Source organism: Serratia surfactantfaciens (assembly GCF_001642805.2).
Lineage (GTDB): Bacteria > Pseudomonadota > Gammaproteobacteria > Enterobacterales > Enterobacteriaceae > Serratia > Serratia surfactantfaciens.
The window spans coordinates 239,645-254,102 of the sequence record NZ_CP016948.1 but is presented as its reverse complement, the minus strand read 5'-3'; the positions used below and the strand labels follow the sequence as shown (position 1 = coordinate 254,102).

General features: G+C 60.3%; 14 protein-coding genes. 3 read left to right on the top strand and 11 right to left on the bottom strand.

Going from position 1 to position 14,458, the window contains the following annotated elements; all coding sequences use genetic code 11:
- Positions 1–3: 3 nt before the first annotated feature.
- The gene (locus tag ATE40_RS01130) at positions 4–1,353 is read right to left on the bottom strand and encodes a Na(+)-translocating NADH-quinone reductase subunit A (protein ID WP_063918771.1); all 1,350 of its coding nucleotides are present in this window, start codon (positions 1,351–1,353) and stop codon (positions 4–6) included.
- Between the two features lie 553 nt (positions 1,354–1,906).
- Between ATE40_RS01130 and dpaA the strand changes: the two genes are divergently transcribed.
- A complete protein-coding gene (gene dpaA, locus ATE40_RS01125; RefSeq protein WP_019454309.1) occupies positions 1,907–2,674 on the top strand; it encodes a peptidoglycan meso-diaminopimelic acid protein amidase in 768 nt (255 codons plus the stop codon).
- On the opposite strand, the gene ATE40_RS01120 is transcribed toward dpaA, so the two are convergent.
- The gene (locus ATE40_RS01120) at positions 2,609–3,412 is read right to left on the bottom strand and encodes a class II glutamine amidotransferase (protein WP_019454310.1); all 804 of its coding nucleotides are present in this window, start codon (positions 3,410–3,412) and stop codon (positions 2,609–2,611) included. The genes dpaA and ATE40_RS01120 overlap by 66 nt on opposite strands.
- Positions 3,413–3,509: 97 nt before the next feature.
- Positions 3,510–4,091 (bottom strand): D-sedoheptulose 7-phosphate isomerase, encoded by a 582-nt coding sequence (lpcA, locus tag ATE40_RS01115; RefSeq protein WP_004930220.1) that lies wholly within the window; start codon positions 4,089–4,091, stop codon positions 3,510–3,512.
- 246 nt (positions 4,092–4,337) lie between these two features.
- Here lpcA and fadE point away from each other — a divergent pair, with 246 nt between their 5' ends.
- Complete coding sequence (gene fadE / locus ATE40_RS01110; protein ID WP_063918770.1) at positions 4,338–6,794, top strand: acyl-CoA dehydrogenase FadE; 2,457 nt, start codon at positions 4,338–4,340, stop codon at positions 6,792–6,794.
- 289 nt (positions 6,795–7,083) lie between these two features.
- A complete protein-coding gene (locus tag ATE40_RS01105) occupies positions 7,084–7,236 on the top strand; it encodes a Hok/Gef family protein (RefSeq protein ID WP_063918769.1) in 153 nt (50 codons plus the stop codon).
- Between the two features lie 73 nt (positions 7,237–7,309).
- Here the strand turns inward: ATE40_RS01105 and ATE40_RS01100 are convergent, their stop codons facing one another.
- The 8 genes from ATE40_RS01100 to ATE40_RS01065 are packed head-to-tail and all read right to left on the bottom strand — an operon-like array spanning position 7,310 to position 14,447.
- Positions 7,310–8,353, bottom strand: a complete 1,044-nt coding sequence (locus tag ATE40_RS01100) for a HoxN/HupN/NixA family nickel/cobalt transporter (RefSeq protein ID WP_063918768.1) — start codon at positions 8,351–8,353, stop codon at positions 7,310–7,312.
- Positions 8,354–8,393: 40 nt separating this feature from the next.
- Entirely contained in the window at positions 8,394–9,371 is a 978-nt protein-coding gene (gene yut, locus ATE40_RS01095) for an urea transporter (RefSeq protein WP_063918767.1), read from the bottom strand.
- A 19-nt stretch (positions 9,372–9,390) separates the two neighbouring features.
- The gene (locus ATE40_RS01090; RefSeq protein WP_019454315.1) at positions 9,391–10,338 is read right to left on the bottom strand and encodes an urease accessory protein UreD; all 948 of its coding nucleotides are present in this window, start codon (positions 10,336–10,338) and stop codon (positions 9,391–9,393) included.
- Positions 10,335–10,970 carry an urease accessory protein UreG gene (ureG, locus tag ATE40_RS01085; protein WP_019454316.1) on the bottom strand — a complete coding sequence of 212 codons (636 nt, stop codon included), beginning with the start codon at positions 10,968–10,970 and terminating at the stop codon, positions 10,335–10,337. Before ureG ends, ATE40_RS01090 begins: the two co-directional genes overlap by 4 nt.
- 19 nt (positions 10,971–10,989) lie before the next feature.
- On the bottom strand, positions 10,990–11,676 hold the full coding sequence (locus ATE40_RS01080) for an urease accessory protein UreF (protein WP_063918766.1): 687 nt from the start codon (positions 11,674–11,676) through the stop codon (positions 10,990–10,992).
- A complete protein-coding gene (locus ATE40_RS01075) occupies positions 11,673–12,269 on the bottom strand; it encodes an urease accessory protein UreE (protein ID WP_063918765.1) in 597 nt (198 codons plus the stop codon). The genes ATE40_RS01080 and ATE40_RS01075 overlap by 4 nt, the downstream gene beginning before the upstream one ends.
- 12 nt (positions 12,270–12,281) lie before the next feature.
- Positions 12,282–13,997 (bottom strand): urease subunit alpha, encoded by a 1,716-nt coding sequence (locus ATE40_RS01070; protein WP_019454319.1) that lies wholly within the window; start codon positions 13,995–13,997, stop codon positions 12,282–12,284.
- A 3-nt stretch (positions 13,998–14,000) separates the two neighbouring features.
- Positions 14,001–14,447, bottom strand: coding sequence for an urease subunit beta (locus ATE40_RS01065; RefSeq protein ID WP_019454320.1), 447 nt, complete (start codon positions 14,445–14,447; stop codon positions 14,001–14,003).
- Positions 14,448–14,458: the final 11 nt, after the last annotated feature.

Genomic DNA, 14,458 nt, shown 5'->3' with positions numbered 1-14,458 from the left:
CGGTTATCCTTCCTGCTCAATCTTGGTCAGCACCTCGCGCAGCACCGGCGCGTACTCATATTTGCCGGGGCAAACGAAGGTGCACAGCGCCAGATCTTCCTCGTCCAGCTCCAGACAACCCAGCGCCTGCGCGCTGTCGCTGTCGCCCGCCAGCAGATCGCGCAGCAGCAGCGTCGGCAGAATATCCAGCGGCATCACCCGCTCGTAGTTGCCGATCGGCACCATGGCCCGCTCGCCGCCGTTGGTGGTGGTCGAGAAGGCGAACAGTTTGTTCTTCAGGAAGTGGCCCAGCGTGGTGCGGGTAATGGAGAACTTGTTCGGCGAAGGCACGATCCAACCGAACAGCTCTTTGTCGCGCCCTTCTTCCAGCACCGACACCTGCGAGTGGAAGCGGCCGAGCCAGGCGTTCGGCCCGGCGGCGTGCATGCCGTTCAGCACCGAACCGGAGATCACCCGGTTCTCGCCGCCTTTCAGGCGGCCGGCAGTCAGCTCATTGAGGCTGGCCCCCAGACGAGTGCGCAGCAGCGCCGGCTTCGCCACCTGTGGCCCGGCCAGCGCCACGACCCGGCGGGTGTCGAGCTTGCCGGTAGTGAACAGCGTGCCGATGGCGATCGCATCCTGGTAGCCGATGTGCCAAACGGTTTTCTTCAGGCTGACCGGTTCGAGGAAGTGAATGTGAGTGCCTGCCAACCCGGCGGGATGCGGGCCGGCGAATTCGCTGTAAGCGATCTGCGGGCCGCTCTGCTGGCCAACCGAAGCGCCGGCGGCATGGCACACGTGCACCTTGCCCGCCGTCAGGCGCGCCAGCACCACCAGCCCGGCGTTGAACGCCGCCTGCTGCTCGGCGATGATCACCTGCGGATCGGCGGCCAACGGCTGGGTGTCCATAGCGGTGACGAAAATGGCGCGCGGTTCGCTGCCGGGAGCCGGCGTCTTGCTGAACGGGCGGGTGCGCAGCGCGGTCCACAGGCCGCTGGCGATCAGTTCGCTCTCGACCTGCTCGCGCGGCAGCTGGGCCAGTTCACCCAGCGGGTAGTGCGCGAACTCGAGCTGATCGTCGCCGCCGTTTTCCAGCGCAATCACCACCGATTGCAATACGCGCCGCTCGCCGCGGTTAATCGCGGCGATGCGGCCGCTGGCGGGAGCCGTGAAGAAAACCCCGGGGTTTTTCTTGTCTTCGAACAACGCCTGGCCTTTCTTAACGGTATCGCCTTCCTGCACCAGCATGGAGGGGCGCATTCCGACATACTCTTCCCCAAGCAGGGCGACATGCTGAATGTTCGGGCCGTCTTGGATCGCCTGAACCGGAGCCCCGGCTATCGGCAGATCTAACCCTTTTCTGATCTTAATCATAGGATTTATACGATGTAGTTTGGTTTACACGTCTGCCCGGCCCCAGAGGCGGGTGCTGACGATGCCAGGATTGCCGGGCAGTGCGCACGACGGCACGCCCAACATGAACTTTCTCGCAGTGAATATATGGGGTAACGCGCATTCCTTTGATTCCCCCTTTCCGTTGTTTGCGCGACAGTCGATGTGTTAACGGCCTGTAGCCAAATAACCTTCAAAGCAACCGGGTTATATGCCATAACCCCTGCAGCTTCAATCGCCACAGCGCGTTAAATTGAAGAGGGAATATTAACATTGTTCGCAACATTGTTCTGCGTTCCGTCGTGACTTGGGTCAAGCAAACGCAATTAAATTTCGCCTGTTTTTCACTACTTATCGTTAAAATCTGCCGGTCATTTCACTTTTATCGAGCTTTGTCGTTTTTTTATACATATCACGTATTGCTAAAAATAAACGCGCTGGTAATCTGGCGGTGTTTTGCAGCAGTAAAAACAATAATCAGTGGCATGCTGGCCAGCTTGATTGCGCCGGCAGATAAATATAAGCAGGAATTATAATGAGCAAAATCGCGCTGTTGTTTGCGATGCTTGTTTCTATGCCGATGATCACGGCCTGCAGCGCCAGCGAGCAGGTACCCGAAGCGCCGGTAGTTAAACAGCAATTATTAGGTTCACCGGTCTATATTCAGATCTTCAAAGAGGAACGCAAGCTGGAATTGTATGCCAGAATGGGCAATGAATTCCGTCTGGTCAACACGTTCCCGATCTGTAATTTCTCCGGCGGGCTGGGTCCTAAACGTCGTGAAGGCGACTTTAAAAGTCCTGAAGGCTTTTATAGCGTTGACGCGCGCCATCTGAAACCCGACAGCAAGTATTATCGGGCGATCAATATCGGTTTCCCTAATGATTACGATAAATCGCAGGGCTATTCCGGCGCTTATCTGATGATCCACGGTGAATGCAAATCGATTGGCTGTTACGCGATGACCAACACCTATATGGATGAAATCTATCGCTACGTCGAAGCCGCCTTCGCCTATGGCCAAAGCCGCGTCGACATCAGCATCTACCCGTTCCGCATGACCGATCAGAACCTCAAGCGCCATGCGTCATCCAGCTATATCGCCTTCTGGCGCCAGCTGAAACCGGGTTACGATTACTTCGCCAAGAACCACCAGCCGCCGATGATGACCGTAGACAACGGCCAGTATGTGCTGGGTCAACCGTTGATGAGCAGCGGCCAGATGACGCAGTACGCGTCAGCCAGCCCGACGCCCAACACCAATCCCTTCGCTCAGAACAAGCCGCTCACCGAAGTGAAATAACGCGAACTCGCCTGGCTCAATCTTGTGCCAGGTTTCGTTGGCGGTTAGCGGTTGGGTGGCGATCACCGTGACCACATCGTTTGGTGTGGTCTGCTGCTGAAAATCGATTTCCACGTCCTGGTCGAGCAGCGTCGCCTTGCCGAACGGCGCGCGGCGCGTGATCCAATACAGGTTGGTGGAGCAATAGGCCATCACGAAGCGCCCGTCCGACAACAGCATATTGAACACCCCTTTCTTGCGCAGCTGGCTCGCCAACAGGCCGATATAGCGGAAGACCGCCGGCCACTGGCTCGGGGTGCGCGGGTATTTCAGCGCCAGCTGATGCAGCAGCCAACAGAACGCATATTCGCTGTCGGTCTGACCGACCGGACGAAACGTGCCGGTATCCAGCTGACGATAGCCTTTCAATTGACCGTTGTGCGCGTAGGTCCAGTTGCGGCCCCAAAGTTCGCGGGTGAACGGATGGGTGTTTTCCAGCGCCACTTCACCGCGGTTGGCCTGACGAATATGAGACACCACCGCGCAGGACTTGATCGGATAGTCCTGCACCAGGCGGGCGATCGGCGAGTTGAAGCTCGGCTGCGGATCCTTGAAGGTGCGGCAACCGTTCCCTTCATAGAAGGTAATGCCCCAGCCATCTTTATGCGGCCCGGTACGGCCGCCGCGCTGAACCAAACCGGTAAAGCTGAAGCAGATATCGGTCGGTACGTTTGCGCTCATCCCGAGCAGTTCACACATCGCCAGCACTCCTTAACCACACTGACACACGCCGAGCGGGCGCAACATGCGGCGCCCGCCGTCTTATTCATGGGGAGCCGCGGCCCCCCGAAGGCTATTACGCCTTAACCATCTCTTTTTCGATCAGCTGAATCAAGATGTGGATCGCTTTGATGTGGATTTCCTGAATGCGGTCGGCGTAACCGAAGTGCGGCACGCGAATTTCCACATCGGCAGAACCCGCCATCTTGCCGCCGTCCTTGCCGGTCAGGGTGATCACTTTCATCCCTTTGGCGCGCGCCGCGTCGATGGCCTTGATGATGTTGCCGGAGTTGCCGGAGGTGGAAATGCCCAACAGCACGTCACCTTCGCGGCCCACTGCTTCCACATAGCGGGAGAACACATACTCATAGCCGAAATCGTTGCTGACGCAGGACAGGTGGCTGACGTCCGAGATGGCAATCGCCGGGTAGCCCGGGCGGTTTTCGCGGTAGCGGCCGGTCAGCTCTTCGGCGAAGTGCATCGCGTCGCAATGGGAACCGCCGTTGCCGCAGGAAATCACTTTACCGCCGGCTTTGAAGGAATCCGCCAGCAGCACCGCCGCGCGTTGGATGGCGTCGATGTTGGCGTCGTCATTGATAAATTTCGCCAGGGTATCAGCCGCTTCGTTCAGTTCACTGCGAATAAGGTCGTGGTACATGAGGAACCTCTTGTTATCGTCAAATCTTCCGCTCCGCAGTGTACCGGATCGCGGAAACAGCGAGAAGCATTCTCAGCCAAACAGCGCGCCGGTTAAGGAAGCGGAGAGGTTTTTGATGATTGGTGCTGTCAGTTTGTGACCTGAGTTGTAATTAAACTGTAAACGCATTGATAAAAATTCTGCCTTGTACTAAAACCTATTACATACACACAACAGGTCAGACCTCTTACTACTTCGGAGCTTCTTATGATGGTTCTTAGTATTGTCGTTTTACTGGCTCTCCTCGGCGTGGTGTTCTACCACCGGGTGAACCTTACCCTCAGCAGCCTGATCCTGGTGGCGTACACCGCCGCCATGGGCGCTATCGGCCTGTGGAGCTTCTGGCTGTTGCTGCCGTTGGCTATCGTGCTGCTGCCGCTGAACCTTTCCTCCGTGCGCCGTTCCCTGCTTTCCGCGCCGGCGCTGCGCGCATTCCGCAAAGTGATGCCGCCGATGTCCACCACCGAAAAGGAGGCGATCGACGCCGGCACCACCTGGTGGGAAGGCGATCTGTTCCGCGGCGCGCCGGACTGGAACAAGCTGCACAACTACCCGAAACCGCGCCTGACGGCAGAAGAGCAGGCGTTTATCGACGGCCCGGTGGAAGAAGCCTGCCGCATGGCCAACGACTTCCAAATCACCCACGAACTGGCCGATCTGCCGCCTGAACTGTGGGCGTACCTGAAAGAACACCGTTTCTTCGCGATGATCATCAAGAAAGAGTACGGCGGCCTGGAATTCTCGCCTTATGCTCAGGCGCAGGTGCTGCAAAAACTGGCCGGCGTTTCCGGCATCCTGGCGATCACCGTCGGCGTGCCGAACTCCCTCGGCCCGGGCGAACTGCTGCAGCACTACGGCACTGAAGAACAGAAAAATCACTATCTGCCGGGCCTGGCGCGCGGCGACGAGATCCCTTGCTTCGCGCTGACCAGCCCGGAAGCGGGTTCCGATGCCGGTGCGATCCCGGACGTCGGCACCGTCTGCATGGGCGAATGGCAAGGCAAACAGGTGCTGGGCATGCGCCTGACCTGGAACAAGCGCTACATCACGCTGGCACCGGTCGCTACCGTACTGGGCCTGGCGTTCAAACTGCATGACCCGAATCGCCTGCTGAGCGACAACGAATCCCCGGGCATCACCTGTGCGCTGATCCCGACCAGCACGCCGGGCGTGGAGATCGGCAACCGCCACTTCCCGCTGAACGTGCCGTTCCAGAACGGCCCGACCCGCGGCACCGACGTATTCGTGCCGATCGATTACATCATCGGCGGCCCGAAAATGGCCGGCCAGGGCTGGCGCATGCTGGTTGAATGTCTGTCGGTCGGTCGCGGCATCACCCTGCCGTCCAACTCCACCGGCAGCCTGAAATCCATTGCCCTGGCGACCGGCGCCTACGCGCACATTCGCCGTCAGTTCAAGATCTCCATCGGCAAGATGGAAGGGATCGAAGAGCCGTTGGCGCGCATTGCCGGCAACACCTATGTGATGGACGCCGCCGCTTCATTGATCACCTATGCGCTGGTGCAGGGCGAGAAGCCGGCCGTACTGTCGGCCATCGTCAAATACCACTGTACGCACCGCGGCCAGCAGTCGATCGTTGACGCCATGGACATCGCCGGCGGTAAAGGCATCATGCTGGGCGAATCCAACTTCCTGGCTCGCGCTTATCAGGGCGCACCGATCGCCATCACGGTGGAAGGCGCGAACATCCTGACTCGCACCATGATGATCTTCGGTCAGGGCGCGATCCGCTGCCATCCTTATGTGCTGGATGAAATGGCGGCCGCGCAAAACAACGATCTGAACGCTTTCGATAAATCGCTGTTCGGCCACCTGGGCCACGTCGGCAGCAACAAGGTGCGCAGCTTCTGGCTGGGCCTGACCAATGGCCGCACCAGCGCCACGCCGACCAAGGACGCGACCCGTCGTTACTATCAGCAGTTGAACCGTCTGAGCGCCAACCTGGCGTTGCTGTCGGACGTTTCCATGGGCGTGCTGGGCGGCAGCCTGAAGCGCCGTGAGCGCATCTCCGCTCGCCTGGGGGATATCCTCAGCCAGATGTACCTGGCTTCCGCCGTGCTGAAACGCTTTGACGACGAAGGCCGTCAGAAAGAAGATCTGCCGCTGGTGCATTGGGGCGTGCAAGACAGCCTGCATAAAGCTGAACAGGCACTGGATGACCTGCTGCGCAACTTCCCGAACCGCTTTATCGCCGGCGCGATGCGCTTCGTGGTCTTCCCGCTCGGCCGCGTGCATACCGCACCGTCCGATCGTCTGGACCATCAGCTGGCCAAGATCCTGCAGGTGCCTTCCGCCACCCGCAGCCGTCTGGGGCGCGGTCAGTATCTGACGCCGAGCGAGCATAACCCAATCGGCCTGCTGGAAGCGGCGCTGGCCGACGTGATGGCCGCCGAGCCGATTCACGAACGCCTGTGCAAGGCGGCCGGCAAAAATCTGCCGTTCACCCGTCTGAATCGTTTGGCGGAACGCGCGCTGGAAGAAGGCAAGATCAGCGCCGACGAGGCGAAGATCTTGGTGAAAGCCGAAGAGAGCCGCCTGCGCTCCATCAACGTGGACGACTTCGCGCCGGACGCGCTGGCGGCCGCCAAGCCGGAAAAGCCGGCGGCGCAGTCTAAGCGCCAACAGCAGACCGAAGCGGCTTAACGCCAAGTCCAACTCCACGCATCCAAGGGGCGATCATCATCGCCCCTTTTTCTTTTCTTGCATCACAAACTGCGCACCGCGCCGCAGGTTGGCGCAGCGGCGGATTTCACCGGAAGGAAGTTCGAGTAGACTGCGCGGCGGGTGCTCTGGATCTTTCTGTCCGGAGCCTTGGCAAAGGAAAGAAAGAGAAAGGCCCCGAGTCGATATTATCAACCCGAGGCCACTCTGATGCCTAGCAACATCAGGTTAGCCTCTTACCCGCCGCAAGGCAAGGATAGGGAGGTCAAAAATGCAGCAAAAACGGGTCGTGCTTAAGCTGGTGATCGTCTGTATGACGCTGATCGCGTTCATCTGGCTAACCCGCGGTTCTCTATGCGAACTGCGCATCAGGCTGGGAGACTCGGAGGTTGCGGCCACTTTGGCTTACGAATCCGAACTGTAAGGCAACCCAACGGCGGGGTTCGCCCCGCCCGTTGGCCGATGGTGTCAGGCAGGATCCACGAGCACCCGTCTTTTCAGCCGCTGACCGTCAATTTGTCATAGCCGCGCAGGCGGTAATTCACCACCGACACCAGCCAGCAGAAGATGAACACGGCGATCACCCAATACCCCATCTCCCCCAGATGATCGTTGAGCCGCGCGACGGCGTCCCACAGCGGGCCGGACAGCGTCAGCTTGTCGGCGATGAGCCCGAGCGCTTCGATGCCGCCGATAAACACCGCGATGAGCACCGATGCCGCCGTGATCGTCATGTTGTAGTACAGCTTGCGGATCGGTTTGGAAAACGCCCAGCCGTAAGCGCCGATCATCACGAAGTTGTCGATGGAGTCGATCAGCGCCATGCCGGCGGCGAACAGCGCCGGGAACAGCATGATGCTCCACAGATTCATGCCGTGGCCGGCGCCGGCGGCCGAAATGCCCAGCAACCCAACCTCGGTGGCGGTGTCGAAGCCCAGGCCAAACAAGAAGCCCACCAGGTACATGTGCCAACTCTTATTCACCAGCCTGAACAGCGGGCGGAAACAGCGCGCCAGCGCACCGCCACCACTCATCAGCGCATCCAGCGATTGATGCGCAGGCAGCGCCCCCGCTTTCACCTGCCGGAAAGCGCGCCACACGGAGATCAGCACCAGCAGATTGATAAAGGCCACCGTCAGCAGAAACAGCGCGGATACCAGCGTGCCGATCAAGCCGCCGGTCTCGTGAAACCAGCTCATCTGGCGGCTGAACATCATCGCCGTCGCGGCAATGGCGGCGGAGGCCAGCACCACGATGGTCGAGTGGCCGAGCGAGAAGAAGGTGCCGACCGCCACCGGCGTTTTGCCCTGCTGCATCAGCTTGCGGGTCACGTTGTCGATCGCGGCGATGTGGTCGGCGTCCACCGCATGGCGCAGACCAAAGCTGTAGGCCAGCAAGGCGGTGCCCATCAGCGCGGCGTTGTCTTTGAACACCGCCAGCGCCAGCAGCCAGACGCCGACGTTGACCGCCAACAGCCCCAGCAGCAGATATGCCGCCCGCCGCCGGGCCGCACCGTGCAATCCTTCAGAAACTACCGTCATACCCACACTCCTGTTTTATCGTTATGTTCAAATCGAGGGATTAACGCCGCGCCGCGATCACCGCCGGATTGGCGCTCAAGAACAGCCAGGATGCGATCACGAACGGCATGGTCAGCGACGGCATACCCAGCGGGGCCAGCAAGGTATTGAAAGCCCCCTGCACCAGCACCGTGAAAATCACGCCAAGCAGCGTATAGATCAGCACCCGCCAGCCGGGTGGATTGAAGACGGAGCCCAGCGCCACCGCCGTCAACACTGCGCTGAAGGCGTACAGGCCGGCGAAAACCGCCTGCGGATCGGCGCCGATCGCCAGTGCGGTCGCCACCGCCAGCAAAGCGCCGGAAAAGGCCAGCAGCATCGCGCGCGGCGACGAAACCGCCAGCCCGAGCAGCAGCAGCAGACCACCGCTCACGCTGCTGCACAAAAAAACCTGGGAGACGCCGTGCAACGCGCCGTTCAGCATCTCCATCATCTCGAGATGCGCGTTGAACACCGCGCCATCGGCCGGAATGGTCGCCGGTGGCAGCCGCACATGTCGCAGATGGCTGAACGGATAGCTGGCCAGCAGCACCGTCCAGGTGGTCAGCACGAAAGGCGCGGTCAGCGCGGCGATCTGCCAGGTGCGCAGCAGCCGATTGAGGCCGACGGTGACGATCACCGAGATCGCGCCGCAGAAGATCACGCCGACCCACAGCCAGGCGGAAGGCAACAAAAAAGTCGGTAGCGCGGCGCCGACCAGGCAGCCGTTATAGCCATACAGGCCGGAACGCAACGCAGCGCGGTCGTCCACCAGCCACGCCGCACTCAGCGTCGCCGCGGCGGTGCCCAACAGGCAGCCGAAGGCCACCTGCGGCAGCCCTTCCTCCCAGGCACCGACGAAAATGGCGATGAAAAACAGCAATCCGGTCAACGGATTATTTTGAAACATCACCTGCGAACAGCCGCGCAGCACCGCATCCGTCGCCGCCACCACCCGGCAGCGAACGCACAGCCCCGCCCAATCCCACTTTGTCGTCATGACCGTTTCCCGCTGCAGATTAGCGCCAGATAAAGGGCTCGGGCAGCGTCACGCCCAGGATCTCTTCCCGCGCGACGCGCCAAAAAACGCGAATGGCCGCCTTCACCTGACGCGCCTCTTTGCCCAATGCCTTAAAGATCAGGCCGCACTCGTTGGGCAATCGGCTGACGCCGCTGGCGATCCCTTCAACCTCGTCATAGCGGGGTGCGATGCGATCGAGGATCCGCTGATGATGCTCGCGCGGCGTCAGCAGGATGACATTGCCGAACACATCGAACGGCCCCATCACGCCAACGCCGTGCAACGGATGCTTATGCGGTTCCAGCACATAACGTTCGACAAACAGCGTCTTGCCATCGGGGCTGCAGGCGCTGATGCGTGAGGAGTAAACGTCGAATCTGAACCCGCGATCCGCCTGATGGTGTTTGCGCCCGGACATCAGGATCTCGCCGTAGAGCAGCGTTGCCGTCGGATGCAGCGTAATGCGGGTATCGGTAATGAAGCGCGAACCGCAGTGGGGGATCACCGGATCGGGCATCATCTCCAGATAGCTGCCGGCTTCCAGCCTCAGCATTTGCATCTGCGCCGCGTAGTTATTTTCCATGGCGTGGATCTTGGTCGCCGACTGGGTGGTGATATGCCCGCAGGCCTGGGGGGCAACCTGCACCTCGAGCGTCAGGCGATCGCCCTGCAAGATGCACCCCGAGGTGGAGATGACGAACACGCACGGCATCTGCGGCAGCGCTTCATCCCAATACAGCGCCCGCTGTACCAGAAACGGCACCCGCCGCTCCATCCGCCGCAGCACGCTGCGATGCCCGTTCAGTGCAAACTCCAGCCGCAGATAACCGGTTTTTCCTACGCCGCCGCTGGCCATCTGCGGCGGCTCATCCTGATAGTCGGCCAACTCCGGCGCGTCGGCGCCGAGCTGGGCAACGCGCCTCGCCGCTTCGCTGACCGCTGTCATACCGCCGCCGACGGCGCGTGGGTAAACAGAAAATCACGCATGATCATGTCCACCAGTTCATCGATGCCTTCGCCGGTTTTGCAGTTGGTGAGAATATAGGGCCGCTCGCCGCGCACCACGCGGGTGTCGTGCTCCATCACCGCCAGGCTGGCGCCGACGTAGGGGGCCAAATCGATTTTGTTGATCACCAGAATGTCGGCCTGCACCAGACCGGGGCCGTTTTTGCGCGGGATCTTTTCCCCTTCGGCGACGTCGATGACATAGATGTAAAAGTCCGCCAGCGCCGGGCTGAAAGTCAGCGTCAGGTTATCGCCGCCGCTCTCGATCATCACCACGTCGCTTTCCGGAAAACGGGCCTCCATCTCCTCCACCGCCGCGATATTCATGCTCGGATCTTCACGCACGGCGGTATGCGGACAGGCGCCGGTTTCTACGCCCAGGATTTTTTCCTCGTCCAGAATCCCCTTGAGCGTGCGCTTGACCTGTTTGGCGTCTTCGGTGGTGACGATGTCGTTGGTGATGATCAACGGGCTGATGCCCCGTTCGATCAAGCGCGGCGTGATGACTTCAATGATTGCGGTTTTGCCCGAACCTACCGGGCCGCCGATGCCAATGCGGGTAATTTTTTTCACTCTGATCGTTCCTTATTCATTAGTTGCTGAACAGTCGGGTAAATGCGCCGACGTGCAGCGCGGCCAGGACATCGGTCACCGGCGCGTAAGAGGCCATTTGTTCAACGCCGCCGCGTTCGGCTTCGTCACAAAAAACATCGATGTCGCGGTTGAGTTGAAACAGGATGCGTTGGGTGTCGATATGGGTGATGCGCATCAGGCGCATGGCGGCGCTGAGAATGGTCATCGCCACCCCGTACTGGTGCATCACCGCCACCTCGCGCGGGCCGACGCCCAGCGCCGTCATCACCACCGCCTGCGTCACCGGATAGGTGCCGGCGGCGCGGCCGGTTTTGATCTGCTCAAGCCACCAGAGCACCTGGGGCTCATCGCAGATGGCCGCCGTCATTTCCGCCAGCTTTTTTCCCATTCGCACCACCATGCTGCGCCCTTCTTCGTTCAGCTTGCGGTTGAACAGCGCCCAGTCGTGGCCGAGAGCCGCCTCGCGATCGTCCGCCTGCAGCGCCCGACAGGCCGCCACCACCGCCCTGCCGTCGCCGCCCGCCGCCTGCTGCAAGGCGGTGCGGGTGAACGATTGCAGCGTGTCGGCATCGCGCACGATGCCGGCCTGGATCGCCGACTCGACGCCGTTGGAAAAGGCGAACGCCCCCACCGGCAGCACCGAGTCGGCAAACTGCAGGATGCGTATCAACTGAACGGCGTTCATTTCAGTTTGATCACATGCTGACCGAGGAACGGGCTGTCGACATGCACATGGGTGGCGGAATCCTCCGCGCCGCCGAACAGCAGGCGCGCTTCGGGCTGGGTCAAATGCGGCAATATGCTCTCGCCCTTCACGAACGAATAAGGCAGCGCATGGAAACCGTGGGTTTTCATCACCGAATCCATCACCTTGGTCGCCACCGTCAGTGGAATAAAAATGCGGTCCCCCTTGATGACCGATTTCCAGTGCTGGTTGCCCAGCGCGTGCCCCAGTTCGAACGCGGTCTTCAGCACCGTTGCCATATCGGTCGCCAGCAGCGACTGCAGATGGATCACCATCACGTCGCGCAGGTTCATCTGCACCACCACCGCGCTGCGGTTCGCTTCGTCCCAGAGCAGTACGTCGCCGTCAGCCAGCACCTGATGACGATCGAGGGAAATGCCGAGGTCCCGACCGTCGCGGGTGGTTTTGCGGCACCGGCTTTTTTGCGCTTCCCACTGCGAGAGCGCCAGCATGTCCAGCGAGGCGTGTTGCAAGCGCTCGCGCCAGTCGGCATCCCGTTTGATATTGCCGAGTATCTTTTCAATCACGATCATGAGCGGCGATCCCTAGCTGAAGAAGTAGCGTTGATTAAGCACGGCGGTGGCGATCGGTTTCACCGTGGCATGTTCGCCGTTAACCTTGACGGCGAAGGTCTCGGGATCCACCTCGATGTGCGGCGTTTCCGCATTGCGCACCATGTCCTGCTTGGAGATCGCCCGGCAGTTATGCACCGCCATCACCTGCCGCTCCAGCCCCAGTTTCTCTTTGATGCCGTCGTGCAACGCAGCGCCGGAGACGAAAGTGACGCAGGTTTCCTGCAGCGATTTGCCCATGGCGCCGAACATCGGGCGGTAGAAGGTAGGCTGCGGCGTCGGCAGCGACGCATTGGGATCGCCCATCACCGCCCAGTTGATCATGCCACCCTTGATCACCAGCTTCGGCTTGGCGCCGAAGAAACGCGGCTCCCACAGCACCAGATCGGCCATCTTGCCGACCTCGACCGAGCCCAGCACATGGCTGATCCCCTGCGCGATCGCCGGGTTGATGGTGATCTTCGCCACGTAGCGCAACACGCGGAAGTTATCGTGCTCCGCCGCATCCTCCGGCAGCTTGCCGCGGGCGACTTTCATCGCATGCGCCGTCTGCATCACCCGCAGCCAGTTTTCACCGACCCGCCCCATCGCCTGTGAATCGCTGGAAAACATCGACAGCACGCCCATGTCATGCAGCACGTTTTCCGCAGCGATGGTTTCCGGGCGCACCCGGCTTTCGGAGAACGCCACGTCGGCCGGCACATTGGGATTGAGGTTGTGGCACACCATGATCATGTCGAACAGTTCGGCCTGGCTGTTGATGCCGAACGGCAGCGTGGGGTTGGTAGAACTCGGCAAAACGTTCATCTGCGCGGCGACTTTGATGATATCCGGCGAGTGCCCGCCGCCAGCGCCTTCGGTGTGGAAGGTGTGGATGGTGCGCCCTTCGAAGGCGTCGATGGTGTCCTCGACGTAGCCGCCCTCATTCAGGCTGTCGGTGTGCACCGCCACCTGAATATCCATATCATCGGCCACCCGCAACGCATGGCGCAGTGCGGAATTGGTGGCGCCCCAGTCTTCGTGCACTTTCAATCCGGCCACGCCGGCGGTAATTTGTTCGATCAACGGCGCGGCATGGGAAGCATGCCCTTTGCCGAGCATCCCCACGTTGACCGGCATATTTTCGAAGGCGCGCAGCATGCGATGGATATGCCAGGGGCCGGCGGTCACGGTGGTGCCGTTAGAGCCGTCGGTCGGCCCGACGCCGCCGCCGAAGAAGGTCGTCACGCCGTTGGAGAGCGCGTGTGCGGCCTGCTGCGGCGAAATGAAATGGATATGCGTATCGATGCCGGCGGCGGTCAGGATCAGGTGCTCCCCTGAGATGGCGTCAGTGCTGACGCCCACCACCATGCCAGGCGTGACGCCGTTCATCACCGCCGGGTTGCCGCTTTTGCCGATGCCGGCGATCAGGCCGTTTTTAATGCCGACGTCCGCCTTGATCACCCCTTGCCGGGCATCCAGGATGGTCACGTTGGTAATGACCAGATCCAGAACGTTATCGCTGGTTAATCGGTTATCGGCACCCATGCCGTCACGCAGCGACTTGCCGCCGCCGTAGACCGATTCCTCACCGTAACCGCGCAGGTCTTTTTCTATTTCAATAAACAGCTGCGTGTCGCCCAAGCGAATTTTATCGCCGGTGGTCGGGCCGAACAGCCCGGCATATTCCTGCCTGGAAATGGTTGGCATGCTTTATTCCCCGTTCGTCTTCGTCGGCGTCTGTTCGAAATTTTTATAACCCAGTTCAATAGCTCGCTTTACATCTACAGTTTTCTTTACTCTTTCACCGGCGGCTACCGGGCTATCCCCCGCCCAGCCGTCCACCAGATTATTAAAGCCATACACCGTTTGTTTACCGCCGATGGCAATAAGCGCCACTTCGATCTCATCGCCGGGTTCAAAACGGATCGCCGTCGTAGCGGTGATATTTAAACGTTTACCAAAGGCGGCAGCACGATCGAACTGCAACGCTTTGTTGGCTTCAAAGAAATGAAAATGCGAGCCGACCTGAATAGGCCTGTCGCCGGTATTACGCACCGTTAAAATAATGGCCTCGCGATCTTCATTGAAGGTGATGGGACTTTCGGACAGGATATAGCCGCCCGGCGGCACGTGCTTTTCTTGGTCATGCTTTTTCATCGAAAATACCT

What these genes read in the sequence shown, in the direction of transcription:
- ATE40_RS01130 (WP_063918771.1), bottom strand. Translation starts at nt 1,353, where the DNA reads ATGATTAAGATCAGAAAAGGGTTAGATCTGCCGATAGCCGGGGCTCCG.
- dpaA (WP_019454309.1), top strand. Translation starts at nt 1,907, where the DNA reads ATGAGCAAAATCGCGCTGTTGTTTGCGATGCTTGTTTCTATGCCGATG.
- ATE40_RS01120 (WP_019454310.1), bottom strand. Translation starts at nt 3,412, where the DNA reads ATGTGTGAACTGCTCGGGATGAGCGCAAACGTACCGACCGATATCTGC.
- lpcA (WP_004930220.1), bottom strand. Translation starts at nt 4,091, where the DNA reads ATGTACCACGACCTTATTCGCAGTGAACTGAACGAAGCGGCTGATACC.
- fadE (WP_063918770.1), top strand. Translation starts at nt 4,338, where the DNA reads ATGATGGTTCTTAGTATTGTCGTTTTACTGGCTCTCCTCGGCGTGGTG.
- ATE40_RS01105 (WP_063918769.1), top strand. Translation starts at nt 7,084, where the DNA reads ATGCAGCAAAAACGGGTCGTGCTTAAGCTGGTGATCGTCTGTATGACG.
- ATE40_RS01100 (WP_063918768.1), bottom strand. Translation starts at nt 8,353, where the DNA reads ATGACGGTAGTTTCTGAAGGATTGCACGGTGCGGCCCGGCGGCGGGCG.
- yut (WP_063918767.1), bottom strand. Translation starts at nt 9,371, where the DNA reads ATGACGACAAAGTGGGATTGGGCGGGGCTGTGCGTTCGCTGCCGGGTG.
- ATE40_RS01090 (WP_019454315.1), bottom strand. Translation starts at nt 10,338, where the DNA reads ATGACAGCGGTCAGCGAAGCGGCGAGGCGCGTTGCCCAGCTCGGCGCC.
- ATE40_RS01080 (WP_063918766.1), bottom strand. Translation starts at nt 11,676, where the DNA reads ATGAACGCCGTTCAGTTGATACGCATCCTGCAGTTTGCCGACTCGGTG.
- ATE40_RS01075 (WP_063918765.1), bottom strand. Translation starts at nt 12,269, where the DNA reads ATGATCGTGATTGAAAAGATACTCGGCAATATCAAACGGGATGCCGAC.
- ATE40_RS01070 (WP_019454319.1), bottom strand. Translation starts at nt 13,997, where the DNA reads ATGCCAACCATTTCCAGGCAGGAATATGCCGGGCTGTTCGGCCCGACC.
- ATE40_RS01065 (WP_019454320.1), bottom strand. Translation starts at nt 14,447, where the DNA reads ATGAAAAAGCATGACCAAGAAAAGCACGTGCCGCCGGGCGGCTATATC.